Genomic DNA, 17031 nt, shown 5'->3' on the forward strand with positions numbered 1-17031 from the left:
CTCTGCCTCCACGATCGCGCTCCGGCCGCGCGACCAACTGAGGTGAGCGATCATGCGCAACGTTGCGGCGGTCAATCGCGGGATCGGCGTAGCCGGCCTCGCGCTCTGCGTGTTGCTGGCGGTGCTGGCCCTGCCGGGCTGGTGGTATCTGCGCCATTACGGCATTGCTGACGACGGGGTCGTGCGCACGCGCGTGCTGCGCCCCGGGCTGCGGCTTTACGTGGTGCGGCGGCCCGACGAGGGCGCGGCGTCGCCGTTCGTCTACGACTACTATCTGTCCGGGCGCGATCTTTCCCGCGCCTCGCTCGGCGGCCTGATGGATCGCCGCGCCCCGTTCCTGACCGCCGACAACGACGTGGCCGAGGTTGGCGTCGACAGCGACGATTCCCTCTGCGTGTCGCTGCTCGGGCATGTCTACGGCTTCGCCAACAGGGTCGCGCTCGATACCGGCGGCCGGCGCGTGACGATCGCGATCTCGCTGGTCGCGCGCCCTCCCGGCGATCTGGCGCAGCGCAGCGCGGCGCGTGCCCACGCGGCAGCGCGATCCCGTCCGAATGGCCAATCCGGACGCGAAGACGAGGGCGGCGCGGTTTCTGTCTGTAAAATGCAGCCTTGATTTTCACCCGATCCCTCCTGCCTCATGTCGCGCGCGCTCGAAATCCTGAACGAAGTTTTCGGTTATCCGGCCTTTCGCGGCCAACAGGGCGAGATCGTCGAGCATGTCGCGGGCGGTGGCGACTGCCTCGTGCTGATGCCCACCGGCGGCGGCAAGTCGCTCTGCTATCAGATCCCGGCACTGGTGCGTCACGAGGCGGGGCAGGGCCCCGGCATCGTCGTCTCGCCGCTGATCGCGCTGATGCAGGATCAGGTCGCCGCGCTGACCGAAGTGGGCGTGCGCGCCGCTTACCTGAATTCCACGCTGTCGGGCGCCGAGGCCGCCGCCACCGAGCGCGCGCTGCGCGACGGCGAGCTCGATCTGCTCTACGTGGCGCCCGAGCGGCTGATGACGCCGCGCTTCCTCGATCTGCTCGAACGCACCCGCATCGGCCTGTTCGCGATCGACGAGGCGCATTGCGTGTCGCAGTGGGGGCACGATTTCCGGCCCGAATACATCAAGCTGTCGATCCTGCACGAGCGCTTCCCGTACGTGCCGCGCATCGCGCTGACGGCCACCGCCGACGCCATCACGCGCGACGAAATCGTCCAGCGGCTCGCGCTCGACGATACGCGCGTGTTCGTGTCGAGCTTCGACCGGCCGAACATCCGCTACCGGATCGTCGAGAAGGACAACGCGCGCTCGCAACTGCTCGATTTCATCCGCGCCGAACACACCAATGCCGACGGCACGACCGATGCCGGCGTGGTGTATTGCCTGTCGCGCCGCAAGGTCGAGGAAACGGCCGAGTGGCTCAAGACTCAAGGCGTGCGTGCGCTGCCGTATCACGCCGGCATGGAATTCGAGGTGCGCCAGCGCCATCAGGAGATGTTCCAGCGCGAGGAGGGCATCGTGATGTGCGCGACGATCGCGTTCGGTATGGGCATCGACAAGCCCGACGTGCGCTTCGTGGCTCACCTCGACCTGCCGAAGAGCGTCGAAGGCTATTACCAGGAAACCGGCCGCGCCGGCCGCGACGGCCTGCCTGCCAATGCCTGGATGGCGTATGGCCTGGGCGACGTCGTGCAGCAGCGCAAGATGATCGACGAATCCGATGCCGACGACGCCCACAAGCGCGTGCAGACCTCGAAGCTCGATGCGCTGCTCGGCCTGTGCGAAACCGCGTCGTGCCGCCGCGTGCGCCTGCTCGGCTATTTCGGCGAGGCGAGCCAGCCGTGCGGCAACTGCGACACTTGCCTCGAGCCGCCCGCCACCTGGGACGCCACGCGCGAATCGCAGATGGCCCTGTCGTGCGTGTTCCGCGCGCAGCGGGCGAGCGGCTTCAATTTCGGCGCGGGCCACCTGATCGAGATCCTGCGCGGCGCCAAGACGGAAAAGATCCAGCAGCGCGGTCACGATTCGTTGAGCACGTTCGGCATTGGCGCCGAACTGTCCGAGCCCGAATGGCGGGCGATCTTCCGTCAGCTCGTGGCGTTCGGCTATCTGGCGGTCGATCACGGCGGCTTCGGCGCGCTCGAGCTGACCGAGGCCAGCAAGCCGGTGCTCAAGGGCGAACAGAACGTCACGCTGCGGCGCTACGTGAAGCCGAAGAGTTCGCGCAACGCGTCCACACGCAGCGGCGCGCGCGCCGACCCCACCGCCGGCATGTCCACGCGCGAGCGCGCGTGCTGGGAACGGTTGCGCGCCTGGCGCGCCGAAACCGCCAAGAGCGACGGCGTGCCAGCCTACGTGATCTTTCACGACGCGACCCTGGCCGAGATCGCCCGCAATGCGCCCGAATCGATCGAGGATCTGCGCCATATCCCCGGTATCGGCGCCCGCAAGCTCGAGCGTTTCGGCGACGAGCTCATCGACGTGGTCGAATCGCTGTAGGCCGCGTTGCGGTGAGGCGCGATGTTGCGCTGCGATCACCGCAACCGGCCGTCACTGATTCGTCACTTATTGTTGCGTCGGCAAATCACGCAAGCTATTGACCCGCTTGGGATTTTTGACTTATGATGCCGGGTTCCGATTCCCGGTAGGTAAACTCGCGTGCCGACAAGAAGTGTCGGCGGGTGGGGTGTCAGCGGGGCGTCGGATTGCCACAGGCATGCCTGCGTCGCTTTGCCCGATGCGAGTGTGCCGGTTTTTGTCATTTTCAGGAATACACAATGCCAACCATCAACCAACTGGTTCGCAAAGGCCGTGAGTCGGAAACGACCAAGAGCAAGAGCCCGGCCTTGCAGAACTGCCCCCAGCGTCGCGGCGTGTGCACTCGCGTGTACACCACGACGCCGAAGAAGCCGAACTCGGCACTCCGTAAGGTCGCCAAGGTTCGTCTGACGAACGGCTTCGAAGTGATTTCGTACATCGGCGGTGAAGGCCACAACCTGCAGGAACACTCGGTTGTGCTGATCCGCGGCGGCCGTGTGAAGGACTTGCCGGGTGTGCGTTACCACATGGTTCGCGGCTCGCTGGATACCCAGGGCGTCAAGGATCGTAAGCAAGCTCGCTCGAAGTACGGCGCGAAGCGTGCCAAGGCTACGAAGAAGTAAGCAGGTTCTGAAAAGTGATCGCCGTCAGGCGATTAATGCGGTGGTGCCGGATAGCCGGTGCTGTCGAGTAAGTGGTCACCCGGCCAAGCTGGTTAGTCGAACGAGATGAATCGGGTTTGTTGGTGGCCGCGGGGCTGGATGTCAGCTCCAACTGAAAAGTTAAAGGAAGAAACATGCCGCGTCGTCGCGAAGTCCCCAAGCGGGAAGTGTTGCCGGATCCGAAGTTCGGTAACGTTGATGTTGCAAAATTCATGAACATGCTGATGCTGTCCGGCAAGAAGTCGGTCGCGGAACGCATCGTTTATGGCGCTTTCGAACAGATCCAGACCAAGGGTGGCAAGGACCCGCTGGAAGTGTTCACTGTCGCGCTGAACAACGTGAAGCCGGTGGTCGAAGTGAAGAGCCGTCGCGTTGGTGGTGCGAACTATCAGGTTCCGGTCGAAGTGCGCCCGTCGCGTCGTATGGCATTGGCGATGCGCTGGCTGCGTGAGGCCGCGAAGAAGCGTAGCGAGAAGTCGATGGCCCTGCGCCTGGCAGGTGAACTCTCCGAAGCGGCCGAAGGCCGCGGCGGCGCGATGAAGAAGCGCGACGAAGTTCACCGGATGGCAGAAGCCAACCGCGCGTTCTCGCACTTCCGCTTCTAAGCGAGAGCGAGACTCAAGCGGTAAAAATCCGGGCGGGTGCGCTGTTTCAGGCGCCTCGCCCGTTTGTGTTGAGGCGTGACGCAACCTTGCGTTGCGTTAACCCATAGAGGATTCAAAGTGGCTCGCAAGACTCCTATCGAGCGCTACCGCAATATCGGTATTAGCGCCCACATCGACGCCGGCAAGACGACGACGACCGAGCGCATCCTGTTTTACACCGGTGTGAACCACAAGATCGGTGAAGTTCACGATGGCGCCGCCACGATGGACTGGATGGAACAGGAACAGGAACGTGGCATCACGATCACGTCCGCTGCCACCACGGCCTTCTGGAAGGGCATGGGCGGCAACTATCCGGAACACCGCATCAACATCATCGACACGCCGGGCCACGTCGACTTCACGATTGAAGTCGAGCGCTCGATGCGCGTGCTCGACGGCGCGTGCATGGTGTACTGCGCGGTGGGTGGCGTTCAGCCGCAGTCGGAAACCGTGTGGCGTCAGGCCAACAAGTACAAGGTTCCGCGTCTGGCGTTCGTCAACAAGATGGACCGTACCGGCGCGAACTTCTTCAAGGTCTACGACCAGCTCCGTCTGCGCCTGAAGGCGAACCCGGTTCCGGTCGTGGTGCCGATCGGCGCGGAAGAAGGCTTCAAGGGCGTGGTCGACCTGATCAAGATGAAGGCGATCGTGTGGGATGAGGCCTCGCAAGGCACGAAGTTCGACTACGTCGACATCCCGGCCGAACTCGCCGAGACCTGCCAGGAATGGCGCGAAAAGATGGTCGAAGCGGCTGCCGAAGCCAATGAAGACCTGATGAACAAGTACCTGGAAGAAGGCGATCTGCCGGAAGCCGACATCGTCAAGGCGCTGCGCGACCGGACGATCGCGTGCGAAATCCAGCCGATGCTGTGCGGTACCGCGTTCAAGAACAAGGGCGTGCAACGCATGCTCGACGCCGTGATCGACTTCCTGCCGTCGCCGGTCGACATTCCCCCGGTTTCGGGCGAACTCGACAACGGCGACAAGGTCGAACGCGTTGCGTCGGACGACGAAAAGTTCTCGTCGCTGGCATTCAAGATCATGACCGACCCGTTCGTCGGCCAGCTGATTTTCTTCCGCGTGTACTCGGGCGTCGTGAATTCGGGCGACACGCTGCTGAACTCGACCAAGGGCAAGAAGGAACGCCTGGGCCGGATTCTGCAGATGCACGCGAACCAGCGCGAAGAAATCAAGGAAGTCCGTGCAGGCGACATCGCCGCAGCGGTCGGCCTGAAGGAAGCGACCACGGGTGACACGCTGTGCGATCCGCAGCACCCGATCATCCTGGAACGCATGGTGTTCCCGGAGCCGGTGATCTCGCAGGCCGTCGAGCCGAAGACGAAGCCGGACCAGGAAAAGATGGGCCTGGCGCTGAACCGCCTGGCTCAGGAAGATCCGTCGTTCCGCGTCCAGACGGACGAGGAATCGGGCCAGACCATCATTTCGGGCATGGGCGAGCTCCACCTCGAAATTCTGGTCGACCGGATGAAGCGCGAATTCGGCGTGGAAGCCACCGTCGGCAAGCCGCAGGTTGCTTACCGCGAAACGATCCGTGCAACGGCCAAGGACGTCGACGGCAAGTTCGTCAAGCAGTCGGGTGGTCGCGGCCAGTATGGTCACGCGGTCATCACGCTCGAGCCGAACGAGCAGGGCAAGGGCTACGAGTTCTTCGACGAGATCAAGGGTGGTGTGATTCCGCGTGAATACATCCCGGCGGTCGACAAGGGTATCCAGGACACGCTGAAGGCTGGCGTGCTGGCAGGCTTCCCGGTCGTCGACGTGAAGGTGCACCTGACCTTCGGTTCGTACCACGATGTCGACTCGAACGAAAATGCGTTCCGCATGGCCGGTTCGATGGCGTTCAAGGAAGCAATGCGCAAGGCGAGCCCGGTCGTCCTCGAGCCGATGATGGCCGTCGAAGTCGAAACGCCGGAAGACTACATGGGCAACGTGATGGGCGACCTGTCGGGCCGTCGCGGTATCGTCCAGGGCATGGAAGACATGGTTGGCGGCGGCAAGATCGTTCGCGCCGAAGTGCCGCTGTCGGAAATGTTCGGCTACTCGACCTCGCTGCGTTCGCTGACCCAAGGTCGCGCCACGTACACGATGGAGTTCAAGCACTACGCCGAAGCTCCGCGTAACGTCGCCGAAGCGATCATCAGCGCAAAGTCGAAGTAATTCGTCTCCTCCAAACATTCATTTTTGAAAGAAGAGAATCATGGCAAAAGGTAAATTCGAACGGACCAAGCCGCACGTCAACGTCGGTACGATCGGTCACGTTGACCACGGCAAGACGACGCTGACGGCAGCAATCACGACGGTGCTGACCAAGAAGTTCGGCGGCGAAGCGAAGGCCTACGACCAGATCGACGCGGCACCGGAAGAAAAGGCGCGCGGCATCACGATCAACACGGCACACGTCGAGTACGAAACGGCTAACCGCCACTACGCACACGTCGACTGCCCGGGCCACGCTGACTATGTGAAGAACATGATCACGGGCGCCGCACAGATGGACGGCGCGATCCTGGTTTGCTCGGCTGCCGACGGCCCGATGCCGCAAACGCGCGAGCACATCCTGCTGGCCCGTCAGGTTGGCGTGCCGTACATCATCGTGTTCCTGAACAAGTGCGACATGGTGGACGACGCCGAACTGCTCGAGCTGGTCGAGATGGAAGTTCGCGAACTCCTGTCGAAGTACGACTTCCCGGGCGACGACACGCCGATCGTGAAGGGTTCGGCCAAGCTGGCGCTGGAAGGCGACACGGGCGAGCTGGGCGAAGTGGCGATCATGAGCCTGGCCGACGCGCTGGACACGTACATCCCGACGCCGGAACGCGCTGTTGACGGCCTGTTCCTGATGCCGGTGGAAGACGTGTTCTCGATCTCGGGCCGCGGCACGGTGGTGACGGGTCGTATCGAGCGCGGTATCGTGAAGGTCGGCGAAGAACTCGAAATCGTCGGCATCAAGGACACCGTGAAGACGACCTGCACGGGCGTCGAAATGTTCCGCAAGCTGCTGGACCAAGGTCAAGCAGGCGACAACGTCGGTATCCTGCTGCGCGGCACGAAGCGCGAAGACGTGGAGCGTGGTCAAGTTCTGGCGAAGCCGGGCTCGATCAAGCCGCACACGCACTTCACGGCTGAAGTGTACGTGCTGAGCAAGGACGAAGGCGGCCGTCACACGCCGTTCTTCAACAACTACCGTCCGCAGTTCTACTTCCGTACGACGGACGTGACGGGCTCGATCGAGCTGCCGAAGGACAAGGAAATGGTCATGCCGGGCGACAACGTGTCGATCACGGTGAAGCTGATCGCTCCGATCGCCATGGAAGAAGGTCTGCGCTTCGCAATCCGCGAAGGCGGCCGTACCGTCGGCGCCGGCGTTGTTGCAAAGATCCTCGCCTAAACTCGTCGATCGCGTTTTGATGTAATATGCAGCGCTCGGGAACGGGCGCCACCTCTCCGGTGGCGTCCGTTCCTACGTTCTTTTAGTGATCTGGCGACGCAATATCGCCTCGTTCTTTTTAGGAATTGTCATGGCTCAACAAAAAATCCGCATTCGCCTGAAGGCGTTCGACTATCGTTTGATCGACCAGTCGGCTGCCGAAATCGTCGACACCGCGAAGCGGACCGGCGCAATCGTCCGTGGCCCGGTGCCGCTGCCGACGCGCATCCAGCGTTTCGACATCCTCCGCTCGCCGCACGTCAACAAGACGTCGCGTGACCAGCTCGAGATCCGCACGCACCAGCGCCTGATGGACATCGTCGATCCGACCGACAAGACGGTCGACGCGCTGATGAAGCTCGATCTGCCGGCAGGCGTCGACGTCGAAATCAAGCTGCAGTAAGGCTTTCGGCGGATCCGGCCCCGGTCGGAAGCGCTAAGTCATTGATTGCTTGCGAAAAACGAAAAGCTTGGCTATAATGCTTGGCTTTTCGCGTATTTGCGTAAAAGCCTGCGTACCTGCCGTTCCGGCGGACGCGGCGTTTTGTAAATTAGCCCCGACCAATCGCAGTCGGGAATGGAGAAAACGATGAGCCTTGGACTCGTAGGTCGCAAGGTTGGCATGACCCGTATTTTCACGGCTGAAGGGGATTCGATTCCCGTCACCGTGCTGGACGTGTCGGACAACCGCGTGACGCAGATCAAGACTGTTGAAACCGACGGCTACACGGCTGTTCAGGTTGCATTCGGCTCCCGCCGCGCATCGCGCGTGACGAAGCCGCTGGCAGGTCATCTCGCCAAAGCCGGCGTTGAAGCCGGTGAAGTTCTCAAGGAATTCCGTATCGATGCGACGAAGGCAGCCGAGCTGTCGAACGGCGCCATCGTCGGTCCCGATCTCTTCGAAGTAGGCCAAAAGGTCGACGTGCAAGGCGTGTCGATCGGTAAGGGCTACGCCGGTACGATCAAGCGTTACAACTTCAGCTCGGGTCGCGCAACCCACGGTAACTCGCGTTCGCACAACGTGCCGGGTTCGATCGGTATGGCGCAGGATCCGGGCCGTGTGTTCCCGGGTAAGCGCATGACCGGCCACATGGGTGACGAGACCGTTACGGTTCAAAACCTCGAAATCGCACGTATCGACGCAGAGCGCAAGCTGCTGCTCGTGAAGGGTGCTATTCCGGGCGCGAAGGGCGGCAAAGTCTTCGTGACGCCGGCCGTCAAGACCAAGGGAGCGAAATAATGGAACTCAAGCTCCTGAATGAAAATGGTCAGGAAGGTGCAGTCGTCAACGCATCGGACGCAGTGTTCGGTCGTGACTACAACGAAGCGCTGATCCACCAGGTCGTCGTTGCTTACCAGGCGAACGCTCGCCAGGGTAACCGCGCGCAGAAGGATCGTGAGCAAGTCAAGCACACGACCAAGAAGCCGTGGCGCCAGAAGGGTACGGGCCGCGCTCGTGCCGGTATGTCGTCGAGCCCGCTGTGGCGCGGCGGTGGCCGTATTTTCCCGAATTCGCCGGAAGAAAACTTCTCGCACAAGGTCAACAAGAAGATGCACCGCGCAGGTCTGCGCTCCATCTTCTCGCAGCTGGCCCGCGAAGGCCGTCTGTCGGTCGTCGAAGAGTTCACGCTCGAAGCGCCGAAGACCAAGCTGCTGGCCGAGAAGTTCAAGGCCATGGGCCTGGAGTCCGTGCTCGTGATCACGGACACGGTTGAAGAAAACCTGTACCTCGCGTCGCGCAACCTGCCGAATGTGGCAGTTGTCGAGCCGCGTTACGCCGACCCGCTGTCGCTGATCTACTTCAAGAAGATCCTGGTCACGAAGGCTGCGGTCGCCCAGATCGAGGAGTTGCTGTCATGAGCGAGATTCGCAAAAACGATCATCGTTTGATGCAGGTCCTGCTCGCGCCGGTAGTCTCGGAAAAGGCGACGCTGGTTGCAGACAAGAACGAGCAAGTTGTGTTCGAAGTCGCGCCGGATGCCACGAAGCAGGAAGTGAAGGCCGCGGTCGAGCTGCTGTTCAAGGTGGAAGTCAATTCCGTCAACATGCTGGTCCAAAAGGGCAAGCAGAAGCGTTTCGGCCGTTCGATGGGCCGTCGCAAGGACGTGAAGAAGGCGTACGTCTGCCTGAAGCCCGGCCAGGAAATCAACTTTGAAGCGGAGGCCAAGTAATCATGGCAATCGTTAAAGTTAAGCCGACTTCGCCGGGTCGCCGCGCGATGGTCAAGGTGGTCAACAAGGATCTGCACAAGGGCAAGCCGTTCGCGGCCCTGCTCGACACGCAGAGCGTGACCGCCGGCCGTAACAACAACGGCCGCATCACCACCCGCCATAAGGGCGGTGGTCACAAGCAACACTACCGTGTCGTCGATTTCCGTCGCAACAAGGACGGCATCCCGGCAAAGGTCGAACGTCTCGAGTACGACCCGAACCGTAGCGCGAACATCGCGCTGGTTCTGTACGCAGACGGCGAGCGCCGCTACATCATCGCGCCGAAGGGCGTGACGGTTGGCCAGCAGCTCCTGTCGGGCTCGGAAGCGCCGATCCGTGCAGGCAACACGCTGCCGATCCGCAACATTCCGGTCGGTACGACGATCCACTGCATCGAGATGCTGCCGGGCAAGGGCGCGCAAATCGCGCGTTCGGCTGGCACGTCGGCCATGCTGCTGGCGCGTGAAGGCGTCTACGCGCAGGTTCGTCTGCGTTCGGGCGAAATCCGCCGCGTGCACATCGAGTGCCGTGCAACGATCGGTGAAGTGGGCAACGAAGAGCACAGCCTGCGTCAGATCGGCAAGGCCGGTGCAAACCGCTGGCGCGGTATCCGCCCGACGGTTCGTGGCGTCGCGATGAACCCGATCGATCACCCGCACGGTGGTGGTGAAGGCAAGACCGCGGCAGGTCGCGATCCGGTGAGCCCGTGGGGCACGCCGGCGAAGGGCTTCCGTACGCGTAGCAACAAGCGCACGACGACGATGATCGTCCAGCGCCGTCATAAGCGCTAAGGAGTAGGCAATGGCACGTTCTGTTAAAAAAGGTCCGTTCTGCGACGCCCATTTGCTGAAGAAGGTTGAGGCAGCTGCAGCTACGCGCGACAAGAAGCCGATCAAGACCTGGTCGCGTCGCTCGACGATCCTCCCGGATTTCATTGGTCTGACGATCGCCGTGCACAACGGCCGTCAACACGTACCGGTGTACATCTCGGAAAACATGGTCGGCCACAAGCTTGGCGAGTTCGCACTGACCCGGACGTTCAAGGGGCACGCGGCCGACAAGAAGGCCAAGAAATAAGGGGCAATCAAGATGGAAGTGAAAGCAATTCATCGCGGTGCCCGCATTTCGGCGCAGAAGACGCGCCTGGTGGCTGACCAGATCCGCGGTTTGCCGGTGGACAAGGCGCTGAACGTTCTGACGTTCTCGCCGAAGAAAGCCGCCGGTATCGTGAAGAAGGTCGTTCTGTCGGCCATCGCCAATGCGGAGCACAACGAAGGCGCGGATATCGACGAGCTCAAGATCAAGAGCATCCTCGTCGACAAGGCAGCGTCGCTGAAGCGTTTTACCGCGCGCGCCAAAGGCCGCGGCAACCGCATCGAGAAGCAATCCTGTCACATCACTGTGACGGTCGGGAATTAAGGGGTCGCACGATGGGACAGAAAATTCATCCGACTGGCTTCCGTTTGGCCGTCAGCCGTAATTGGGCGTCGCGTTGGTACGCGAACAACAACAATTTCGCGGCGATGCTGCAGGAAGACATCGGCGTCCGTGAGTATCTGAAGAAGAAGCTGAAGAACGCTTCGGTGGGTCGCGTCGTTATCGAGCGCCCGGCAAAGAACGCACGGATCACGATTTACAGCTCGCGTCCGGGCGTCGTCATCGGCAAGAAGGGTGAGGACATCGAACAGCTGAAGACGGAACTGCAACGCCGCATGGGCGTTCCGGTCCACGTCAACATCGAGGAAATCCGCAAGCCGGAAACCGATGCTCAGCTGATCGCCGACTCGATCACGCAACAGCTCGAGCGTCGGATCATGTTCCGCCGCGCGATGAAGCGTGCGATGCAAAACGCCATGCGTCTGGGTGCCCAAGGCATCAAGATCATGAGCGCGGGCCGTCTGAACGGCATCGAAATCGCACGTACGGAGTGGTACCGCGAAGGCCGCGTGCCCCTGCACACGCTGCGTGCCGACATCGACTACGCGACCTCGGAAGCGAAGACGACCTACGGCATCATCGGCGTCAAGGTGTGGGTGTACAAGGGCGATACGCTGGGCCGCAACGACGCGCCGGTGGTCGAGGAAGTGACGGAAGACAAGCGTCCGCGCCGTAACGCGCGCCCGGGCGATCGTCGTCCGCGCCGTGACGGTGAAGGCGGTGGTCCGGGTGCCCGTCGTGGCGCTCCGCGTCGCGCTGCAGGCAAGCCGGAAGACGGCAAGACTGGAGAATAACGATGCTGCAACCGAAACGCAGAAAGTATCGTAAAGAGCAGAAGGGTCGCAACACCGGTATCGCGACGCGCGGCAACGCCGTCTCGTTCGGTGAATACGGCCTGAAGGCTATCGGTCGCGGCCGTCTGACCGCGCGTCAGATCGAAGCGGCGCGTCGTGCCATGACGCGTCACATCAAGCGTGGCGGCCGTATCTGGATTCGCATTTTCCCGGACAAGCCGATTTCGCAGAAGCCGGCCGAAGTGCGGATGGGTAACGGTAAGGGTAACCCTGAGTACTACGTCGCCGAGATTCAGCCGGGCAAGATGCTGTATGAAATGGATGGCGTAACCGAAGAACTGGCACGCGAAGCGTTCCGTCTGGCTGCAGCGAAGCTGCCGCTGAAGACGGCGTTCATCGTTCGTCAGCTCGGCGCCTAAGGAGAAAATATGAAGGCTTCCGAACTTCTCCAGAAAGATCAGGCAGCGCTCAACAAGGAGCTGTCGGATCTGCTTAAGGCGCAATTCGGCCTGCGCATGCAACTCGCGACCCAGCAGCTCACGAACACGAGCCAGCTGAAGAAGGTGCGTCGCGACATCGCTCGTGTGCGGACCGTCCTGACTCAGAAGGCGAACCAGAAATGAACGATAGCGTGAAAACCTCGCTCAAGCGGACGCTCGTCGGTCGGGTTGTCAGCAACAAGATGGATAAAACCGTCACGGTGCTGATCGAAAACCGCGTCAAGCATCCGATCTACGGCAAGTACGTCGTGCGCTCGAAGAAGTACCACGCGCATGACGAGGCTAACGCCTACAACGAAGGCGATCTCGTCGAGATCCAGGAAACGCGTCCTCTCTCGAAGACGAAGGCCTGGACGGTGTCGCGCCTCGTAGAAGCAGCCCGCGTCATCTAAGCGGGAGGGTCGAAAGGCCCGCAAGCAGTTGAAGTGCTTGAAATCGCAAAGTTTTTGCTTGCGTGGCCGGGATTATTTGCTATAATCCCGGTCTTCCCTCTGTATGGGAGCCCCGTCGCGGGCAAAGTCTCGGTGGGGGAAGCGGGCTGACGTCCTGTCAGTTCGATAGATTCACCGATTTGCGATGGCGGGTTTCGTTTGCCGTCGCTGCTGTTCAAACCCAAGCAGCCGATTGGCTGACGGGACCAAGACTGACCGTATGCCTCATGGTGGGGTATCCGGATTAAGTTGGGAAAGATAAACCATGATCCAGACCGAATCTCGGCTTGAAGTGGCCGACAACACGGGTGCACGCGAAGTTCTGTGCATCAAGGTGCTCGGCGGCTCGAAGCGTCGTTATGCCAGCATTGGCGACATCATCAAGGTGACCGTCAAGGAAGCAACGCCGCGCGGGCGCGTGAAGAAAGGCGAAATCTATAACGCCGTGGTGGTTCGTACCGCCAAGGGCGTGCGTCGTCAAGACGGTTCGCTGATCAAGTTCGACGGCAACGCCGCTGTGCTTTTGAACAACAAGCTCGAGCCGATCGGCACCCGCATTTTCGGGCCGGTCACGCGTGAGCTGCGTAGCGAACGATTCATGAAGATCGTTTCGCTGGCGCCGGAAGTGCTGTAAGGAGTCGCGATGAATAAGATTCGCAAGGGTGACGAAGTCATCGTCATCACCGGCAAGGATAAGGGCAAGCGCGGTGTCGTGCTGGCCGTCGGCGCCGAGCATGTCACTGTCGAAGGTATCAACCTCGTCAAGAAGCATGTGAAGCCGAACCCGATGAAGGGTACGACGGGTGGCGTGGAAGCGAAGACGATGCCGCTGAATATTTCGAACGTCGCACTGGTCGACGCGAACGGCAAGGCTTCGCGTGTTGGCATCAAGGTCGAAGAAGGCAAGAAGGTCCGCTTTCTGAAGACGACCGGTGCCGTGCTGGCCTGACGCGGAGTATAAAAATGGCACGTTTTCAAGAGTTTTACAAAGAAACGGTAGTTCCCGGCCTGGTCGAGAAGTTCGGCTACAAGTCGATCATGGAAGTGCCGCGCATCACCAAGATCACCCTGAACATGGGCCTTGGCGAAGCGATCGCTGACAAGAAGATCATCGAGAACGCCGTTGGCGATCTGACGAAGATCGCTGGTCAGAAGCCCGTCGTGACGAAGGCTCGCAAGGCAATTGCAGGCTTCAAGATCCGTCAAGGCTACCCGATCGGTGCGATGGTGACGCTGCGTGGTCGCGCGATGTACGAATTCCTCGATCGTTTCGTGACGGTTGCCCTGCCCCGCGTGCGCGATTTCCGCGGCGTGTCGGGTCGTGCATTCGACGGCCGTGGCAATTACAACATCGGTGTGAAAGAGCAGATCATTTTCCCCGAAATCGACTACGACAAGATCGACGCGCTGCGTGGGCTGAACATCAGCATCACGACGACCGCGAAGACCGACGACGAAGCAAAGGCACTGCTCGCCAGCTTCAAGTTCCCGTTCAGAAACTGAGGTTACCGTGGCTAAACTGGCACTGATCGAACGTGAAAAGAAGCGTGCTCGCCTGGCAGCAAAGTTCGCGCCGAAGCGTGCGGCACTGAAGGCGATCATCGACGACGCGAGCAAGTCGGACGAAGAGCGTTATTCCGCACGTCTCGAACTGCAACAACTGCCCCGCAACTCGAACCCGACCCGCAAGCGTAACCGCTGCGCGATTACGGGCCGTCCGCGTGGCACGTTCCGTAAATTCGGCCTCGCGCGTAACAAGATTCGTGAAATCGCTTTCCGCGGCGAGATTCCTGGCCTGACCAAGGCGAGCTGGTAATAGGAGAAACATAAATGAGCATGAGTGATCCTATCGCCGATATGCTGACTCGCATCCGCAACGCGCAGATGGTCGAGAAGGTTTCGGTGGCAATGCCCTCGTCGAAGGTGAAGATTGCGATCGCCCAAGTCCTGAAGGACGAAGGCTATATCGATGATTTCGCGATCAAGACCGAAGGCGCGAAGGCAGAACTGAATATTGCACTGAAGTACTACGCTGGCCGTCCGGTCATCGAACGCCTCGAGCGCGTTTCGAAGCCTGGTCTGCGCGTGTACCGCGGCCGCAATGACATCCCTCAGGTCATGAACGGCCTGGGTGTGGCAATCGTGTCGACGCCGAAGGGCGTGATGACTGATCGCAAGGCGCGCGCTACGGGCGTCGGCGGCGAAGTCATCTGCTACGTCGCTTAATCGAGGAGAAAGAAACATGTCTCGAGTAGGTAAAAGCCCGATCGCGCTGCAAGGCGCCGAGGTGACGCTGGCAAACGGCTCCATCACCGTGAAGGGTCCGCTGGGCACGATCGCGCAAGTGGTGAATCCGCTTGTGACGGTGGTGAACAACGACGGCACGCTGAACCTGGCGCCGGTCGACGAAAGCCGCGAAGCAAATGCACTGTCGGGCACGATGCGCGCGATTATCGCGAACATGGTGCACGGCGTGACCAAGGGTTTCGAGCGCAAGCTGACGCTGGTTGGCGTCGGTTATCGTGCGCAGGCGCAAGGCGACAAGCTGAACCTGTCGCTGGGTTTCTCGCACCCGGTGGTGCACCAGATGCCGGAAGGCATCAAGGCAGAAACCCCGACGCAAACCGAAATCGTGATCAAGGGGATCAACAAGCAACAAGTCGGTCAAGTAGCTGCGGAAGTTCGCGGTTACCGTCCGCCGGAGCCGTACAAGGGCAAGGGCGTGCGCTATTCCGACGAGGTTGTGATCCTCAAAGAAACGAAGAAGAAGTAAGGGTGCGCAATCATGGATAAGACTCAATCTCGCCTGCGCCGCGCTCGCCAGACGCGTATCAAGATCGCTGAGCTGCAGGTCGCGCGTCTCGCCGTGCATCGCACGAACTCGCACATCTACGCTCAAGTGTTCTCGCCGTGCGGCACCAAGGTGGTTGCCAGCGCGTCGACGCTCGAAGCCGAAGTGCGTGCGCAGCTGGCTGATCTGTCGGGCAAGGGCGGCAACGTCAATGCAGCGACCCTGATCGGTCAGCGTATCGCCGAGAAGGCCAAGGCCGCCGGCATCGAATCCGTCGCCTTTGACCGCTCGGGCTTCCGCTACCATGGCCGCGTGAAGGCGCTGGCCGATGCAGCTCGCGAAGCTGGGCTCAAGTTCTAAGGAAGAATTCGTCATGGCAAAGATGCAAGCGAAAGTTCAGGCCGACGAGCGCGACGACGGCCTTCGCGAAAAAATGATTTCGGTCAATCGCGTGACCAAGGTTGTGAAGGGTGGCCGTATTCTCGGCTTCGCCGCACTGACCGTGGTTGGCGACGGTGATGGCCGCGTCGGTATGGGCAAGGGCAAGGCGAAGGAAGTGCCGGTTGCCGTCCAGAAGGCAATGGAGCAGGCTCGTCGCAACATGTTCAAGGTGCCGTTGAAGAACGGTACGCTGCAACATGAAGTGCACGGCAAGCACGGCGCATCCGCTGTTCTCCTCGCTCCGGCGAAGGATGGTACGGGCGTGATCGCTGGCGGCCCGATGCGTGCCGTGTTCGACGTGATGGGCGTGCAAAACGTCGTCGCGAAGAGCCACGGTTCGACGAACCCGTACAACCTGGTTCGTGCGACGCTCGACGGCCTGCGCAAGCAGTCGACGCCGGCTGACATTGCTGCCAAGCGCGGCAAGTCCGTCGAAGAAATTTTGGGCTAAGCGGTGGTCACCATGTCTGATAAAACTGTCAAGGTTCAGCTCGTCAAGAGCCTGATTGGGACCCGCGAATCTCACCGTGCCACCGTGCGTGGCCTGGGTCTGCGTCGCCTCAACTCGGTCAGCGAGCTGCAGGATACGCCGGCGGTGCGCGGCATGATCAACAAGGTTTCGTACCTTGTTAAGGTCATCGGCTAAGCGCCGACTACCGATCTAGGAGTTGATATGGAATTGAATAACCTGAAGCCGGCGGAAGGCGCGAAGCACGCTAAGCGTCGTGTCGGCCGCGGCATCGGTTCCGGCCTCGGTAAGACGGCCGGCCGTGGTCACAAGGGTCAGAAATCGCGTTCGGGCGGTTTCCACAAGGTTGGCTTCGAAGGCGGTCAAATGCCGCTGCAACGTCGTCTGCCGAAGCGCGGCTTCACGTCGCTGACGAAGGAATTCGTCGGTGAAGTGCGTCTGGGCGACCTCGAGAAGCTGCCGGTCGACGAGATCGATCTGCTCGCACTGAAGCAAGCCGGCCTGGTCGGCGAGCTGACGAAGAGCGCAAAGATCATCGCCACGGGCGAACTGAAGCGCAAGATTGTCGTGAAGGGTCTCGGTGCGACGAAGTCGGCGCGCGCAGCGATCGAAGCGGCTGGCGGTTCGTTTGCCGAGTAACGCACTCGCGTGCCGTTACTAGCATCTGCATCGGA

27 protein-coding genes are annotated in these 17031 nt (G+C 61.1%); all 27 read left to right on the top strand.

What is annotated here, in order from left to right:
• Window positions 1-52: 52 nt before the first annotated feature.
• The 27 genes from G3N92_RS01900 to rplO all read left to right on the top strand — a co-directional run bounded on the left by G3N92_RS01900 (window position 53) and on the right by rplO (window position 16996).
• Window positions 53-616 (top strand): hypothetical protein, encoded by a 564-nt coding sequence (locus G3N92_RS01900; protein ID WP_206125748.1) that lies wholly within the window; start codon window positions 53-55, stop codon window positions 614-616.
• Window positions 617-640: 24 nt separating this feature from the next.
• Window positions 641-2488, top strand: a complete 1848-nt coding sequence (recQ, locus tag G3N92_RS01905) for a DNA helicase RecQ (protein WP_206125749.1) — start codon at window positions 641-643, stop codon at window positions 2486-2488.
• 278 nt (window positions 2489-2766) lie between these two features.
• Window positions 2767-3150 (top strand): 30S ribosomal protein S12, encoded by a 384-nt coding sequence (rpsL, locus tag G3N92_RS01910; protein WP_206125750.1) that lies wholly within the window; start codon window positions 2767-2769, stop codon window positions 3148-3150.
• 173 nt (window positions 3151-3323) lie between these two features.
• Window positions 3324-3794, top strand: a complete 471-nt coding sequence (gene rpsG / locus G3N92_RS01915) for a 30S ribosomal protein S7 (RefSeq protein ID WP_006477195.1) — start codon at window positions 3324-3326, stop codon at window positions 3792-3794.
• Between the two features lie 117 nt (window positions 3795-3911).
• Window positions 3912-6014: an elongation factor G gene (fusA, locus tag G3N92_RS01920; RefSeq protein WP_206125751.1), complete on the top strand. Its 2103-nt coding sequence runs from the start codon at window positions 3912-3914 to the stop codon at window positions 6012-6014.
• Window positions 6015-6054: 40 nt separating this feature from the next.
• Complete coding sequence (tuf, locus tag G3N92_RS01925) at window positions 6055-7245, top strand: elongation factor Tu (protein ID WP_206125731.1); 1191 nt, start codon at window positions 6055-6057, stop codon at window positions 7243-7245.
• A gap of 130 nt (window positions 7246-7375) precedes the next feature.
• Window positions 7376-7687, top strand: a complete 312-nt coding sequence (gene rpsJ, locus G3N92_RS01930) for a 30S ribosomal protein S10 (RefSeq protein ID WP_206125752.1) — start codon at window positions 7376-7378, stop codon at window positions 7685-7687.
• A 186-nt stretch (window positions 7688-7873) separates the two neighbouring features.
• Window positions 7874-8524 (top strand): 50S ribosomal protein L3, encoded by a 651-nt coding sequence (gene rplC / locus G3N92_RS01935; RefSeq protein WP_206125753.1) that lies wholly within the window; start codon window positions 7874-7876, stop codon window positions 8522-8524.
• On the top strand, window positions 8524-9144 hold the full coding sequence (gene rplD, locus G3N92_RS01940; RefSeq protein WP_206125754.1) for a 50S ribosomal protein L4: 621 nt from the start codon (window positions 8524-8526) through the stop codon (window positions 9142-9144). The genes rplC and rplD overlap by 1 nt, the downstream gene beginning before the upstream one ends.
• Window positions 9141-9455: a 50S ribosomal protein L23 gene (gene rplW / locus G3N92_RS01945; protein WP_206125755.1), complete on the top strand. Its 315-nt coding sequence runs from the start codon at window positions 9141-9143 to the stop codon at window positions 9453-9455. The genes rplD and rplW overlap by 4 nt, the downstream gene beginning before the upstream one ends.
• A gap of 2 nt (window positions 9456-9457) precedes the next feature.
• On the top strand, window positions 9458-10285 hold the full coding sequence (gene rplB / locus G3N92_RS01950) for a 50S ribosomal protein L2 (RefSeq protein ID WP_206125756.1): 828 nt from the start codon (window positions 9458-9460) through the stop codon (window positions 10283-10285).
• Between the two features lie 10 nt (window positions 10286-10295).
• Window positions 10296-10571, top strand: a complete 276-nt coding sequence (gene rpsS / locus G3N92_RS01955) for a 30S ribosomal protein S19 (RefSeq protein ID WP_042623627.1) — start codon at window positions 10296-10298, stop codon at window positions 10569-10571.
• 12 nt (window positions 10572-10583) lie between these two features.
• The gene (gene rplV / locus G3N92_RS01960; RefSeq protein ID WP_206125757.1) at window positions 10584-10913 is read left to right on the top strand and encodes a 50S ribosomal protein L22; all 330 of its coding nucleotides are present in this window, start codon (window positions 10584-10586) and stop codon (window positions 10911-10913) included.
• A gap of 11 nt (window positions 10914-10924) precedes the next feature.
• Window positions 10925-11725: a 30S ribosomal protein S3 gene (gene rpsC / locus G3N92_RS01965; protein ID WP_206125758.1), complete on the top strand. Its 801-nt coding sequence runs from the start codon at window positions 10925-10927 to the stop codon at window positions 11723-11725.
• Window positions 11726-11727: 2 nt separating this feature from the next.
• On the top strand, window positions 11728-12144 hold the full coding sequence (gene rplP, locus G3N92_RS01970; RefSeq protein WP_012734361.1) for a 50S ribosomal protein L16: 417 nt from the start codon (window positions 11728-11730) through the stop codon (window positions 12142-12144).
• A gap of 9 nt (window positions 12145-12153) precedes the next feature.
• A complete protein-coding gene (gene rpmC, locus G3N92_RS01975; protein WP_004199856.1) occupies window positions 12154-12348 on the top strand; it encodes a 50S ribosomal protein L29 in 195 nt (64 codons plus the stop codon).
• Complete coding sequence (rpsQ, locus tag G3N92_RS01980) at window positions 12345-12617, top strand: 30S ribosomal protein S17 (RefSeq protein WP_206125759.1); 273 nt, start codon at window positions 12345-12347, stop codon at window positions 12615-12617. Before rpmC ends, rpsQ begins: the two co-directional genes overlap by 4 nt.
• A gap of 304 nt (window positions 12618-12921) precedes the next feature.
• Window positions 12922-13290, top strand: a complete 369-nt coding sequence (gene rplN / locus G3N92_RS01985; protein WP_206125760.1) for a 50S ribosomal protein L14 — start codon at window positions 12922-12924, stop codon at window positions 13288-13290.
• Window positions 13291-13299: 9 nt separating this feature from the next.
• Entirely contained in the window at window positions 13300-13605 is a 306-nt protein-coding gene (gene rplX, locus G3N92_RS01990) for a 50S ribosomal protein L24 (RefSeq protein WP_206125761.1), read from the top strand.
• Window positions 13606-13619: 14 nt separating this feature from the next.
• Window positions 13620-14159, top strand: a complete 540-nt coding sequence (gene rplE, locus G3N92_RS01995; RefSeq protein WP_206125762.1) for a 50S ribosomal protein L5 — start codon at window positions 13620-13622, stop codon at window positions 14157-14159.
• Window positions 14160-14166: 7 nt separating this feature from the next.
• The gene (gene rpsN, locus G3N92_RS02000; protein ID WP_206125763.1) at window positions 14167-14472 is read left to right on the top strand and encodes a 30S ribosomal protein S14; all 306 of its coding nucleotides are present in this window, start codon (window positions 14167-14169) and stop codon (window positions 14470-14472) included.
• Between the two features lie 14 nt (window positions 14473-14486).
• The gene (gene rpsH / locus G3N92_RS02005; protein WP_206125764.1) at window positions 14487-14882 is read left to right on the top strand and encodes a 30S ribosomal protein S8; all 396 of its coding nucleotides are present in this window, start codon (window positions 14487-14489) and stop codon (window positions 14880-14882) included.
• 16 nt (window positions 14883-14898) lie between these two features.
• Window positions 14899-15429 (top strand): 50S ribosomal protein L6, encoded by a 531-nt coding sequence (gene rplF, locus G3N92_RS02010; protein WP_206125765.1) that lies wholly within the window; start codon window positions 14899-14901, stop codon window positions 15427-15429.
• Window positions 15430-15441: 12 nt separating this feature from the next.
• Window positions 15442-15807, top strand: coding sequence for a 50S ribosomal protein L18 (gene rplR / locus G3N92_RS02015; RefSeq protein ID WP_206125766.1), 366 nt, complete (start codon window positions 15442-15444; stop codon window positions 15805-15807).
• A 13-nt stretch (window positions 15808-15820) separates the two neighbouring features.
• Window positions 15821-16339, top strand: a complete 519-nt coding sequence (gene rpsE, locus G3N92_RS02020; protein ID WP_206125780.1) for a 30S ribosomal protein S5 — start codon at window positions 15821-15823, stop codon at window positions 16337-16339.
• A 12-nt stretch (window positions 16340-16351) separates the two neighbouring features.
• Window positions 16352-16534 (top strand): 50S ribosomal protein L30, encoded by a 183-nt coding sequence (gene rpmD, locus G3N92_RS02025; protein WP_007730608.1) that lies wholly within the window; start codon window positions 16352-16354, stop codon window positions 16532-16534.
• Window positions 16535-16561: 27 nt separating this feature from the next.
• A complete protein-coding gene (gene rplO, locus G3N92_RS02030; RefSeq protein WP_206125767.1) occupies window positions 16562-16996 on the top strand; it encodes a 50S ribosomal protein L15 in 435 nt (144 codons plus the stop codon).
• Window positions 16997-17031 lie beyond the last annotated feature (35 nt).

This window comes from Burkholderia sp. Ac-20379 (assembly GCF_017104645.1).
Taxonomy (GTDB): Bacteria; Pseudomonadota; Gammaproteobacteria; order Burkholderiales; family Burkholderiaceae; genus Burkholderia.

Bases quoted from the DNA above. Each gene is read 5' to 3' on its own strand.
- rplN (WP_206125760.1), top strand. From the start codon at position 12,922: ATGATCCAGACCGAATCTCGGCTTGAAGTGGCCGACAACACGGGTGCA.
- rpmC (WP_004199856.1), top strand. From the start codon at position 12,154: ATGAAGGCTTCCGAACTTCTCCAGAAAGATCAGGCAGCGCTCAACAAG.
- rplX (WP_206125761.1), top strand. From the start codon at position 13,300: ATGAATAAGATTCGCAAGGGTGACGAAGTCATCGTCATCACCGGCAAG.
- rplR (WP_206125766.1), top strand. From the start codon at position 15,442: ATGGATAAGACTCAATCTCGCCTGCGCCGCGCTCGCCAGACGCGTATC.
- rpmD (WP_007730608.1), top strand. From the start codon at position 16,352: ATGTCTGATAAAACTGTCAAGGTTCAGCTCGTCAAGAGCCTGATTGGG.
- rplF (WP_206125765.1), top strand. From the start codon at position 14,899: ATGTCTCGAGTAGGTAAAAGCCCGATCGCGCTGCAAGGCGCCGAGGTG.
- rplD (WP_206125754.1), top strand. From the start codon at position 8,524: ATGGAACTCAAGCTCCTGAATGAAAATGGTCAGGAAGGTGCAGTCGTC.
- rplO (WP_206125767.1), top strand. From the start codon at position 16,562: ATGGAATTGAATAACCTGAAGCCGGCGGAAGGCGCGAAGCACGCTAAG.
- rpsL (WP_206125750.1), top strand. From the start codon at position 2,767: ATGCCAACCATCAACCAACTGGTTCGCAAAGGCCGTGAGTCGGAAACG.
- rpsH (WP_206125764.1), top strand. From the start codon at position 14,487: ATGAGCATGAGTGATCCTATCGCCGATATGCTGACTCGCATCCGCAAC.
- rplE (WP_206125762.1), top strand. From the start codon at position 13,620: ATGGCACGTTTTCAAGAGTTTTACAAAGAAACGGTAGTTCCCGGCCTG.
- rplP (WP_012734361.1), top strand. From the start codon at position 11,728: ATGCTGCAACCGAAACGCAGAAAGTATCGTAAAGAGCAGAAGGGTCGC.
- rplV (WP_206125757.1), top strand. From the start codon at position 10,584: ATGGAAGTGAAAGCAATTCATCGCGGTGCCCGCATTTCGGCGCAGAAG.
- rplC (WP_206125753.1), top strand. From the start codon at position 7,874: ATGAGCCTTGGACTCGTAGGTCGCAAGGTTGGCATGACCCGTATTTTC.
- tuf (WP_206125731.1), top strand. From the start codon at position 6,055: ATGGCAAAAGGTAAATTCGAACGGACCAAGCCGCACGTCAACGTCGGT.
- rpsC (WP_206125758.1), top strand. From the start codon at position 10,925: ATGGGACAGAAAATTCATCCGACTGGCTTCCGTTTGGCCGTCAGCCGT.
- rpsE (WP_206125780.1), top strand. From the start codon at position 15,821: ATGGCAAAGATGCAAGCGAAAGTTCAGGCCGACGAGCGCGACGACGGC.
- recQ (WP_206125749.1), top strand. From the start codon at position 641: ATGTCGCGCGCGCTCGAAATCCTGAACGAAGTTTTCGGTTATCCGGCC.
- rpsJ (WP_206125752.1), top strand. From the start codon at position 7,376: ATGGCTCAACAAAAAATCCGCATTCGCCTGAAGGCGTTCGACTATCGT.
- rpsQ (WP_206125759.1), top strand. From the start codon at position 12,345: ATGAACGATAGCGTGAAAACCTCGCTCAAGCGGACGCTCGTCGGTCGG.
- rplB (WP_206125756.1), top strand. From the start codon at position 9,458: ATGGCAATCGTTAAAGTTAAGCCGACTTCGCCGGGTCGCCGCGCGATG.
- rpsG (WP_006477195.1), top strand. From the start codon at position 3,324: ATGCCGCGTCGTCGCGAAGTCCCCAAGCGGGAAGTGTTGCCGGATCCG.
- rplW (WP_206125755.1), top strand. From the start codon at position 9,141: ATGAGCGAGATTCGCAAAAACGATCATCGTTTGATGCAGGTCCTGCTC.
- rpsS (WP_042623627.1), top strand. From the start codon at position 10,296: ATGGCACGTTCTGTTAAAAAAGGTCCGTTCTGCGACGCCCATTTGCTG.
- G3N92_RS01900 (WP_206125748.1), top strand. From the start codon at position 53: ATGCGCAACGTTGCGGCGGTCAATCGCGGGATCGGCGTAGCCGGCCTC.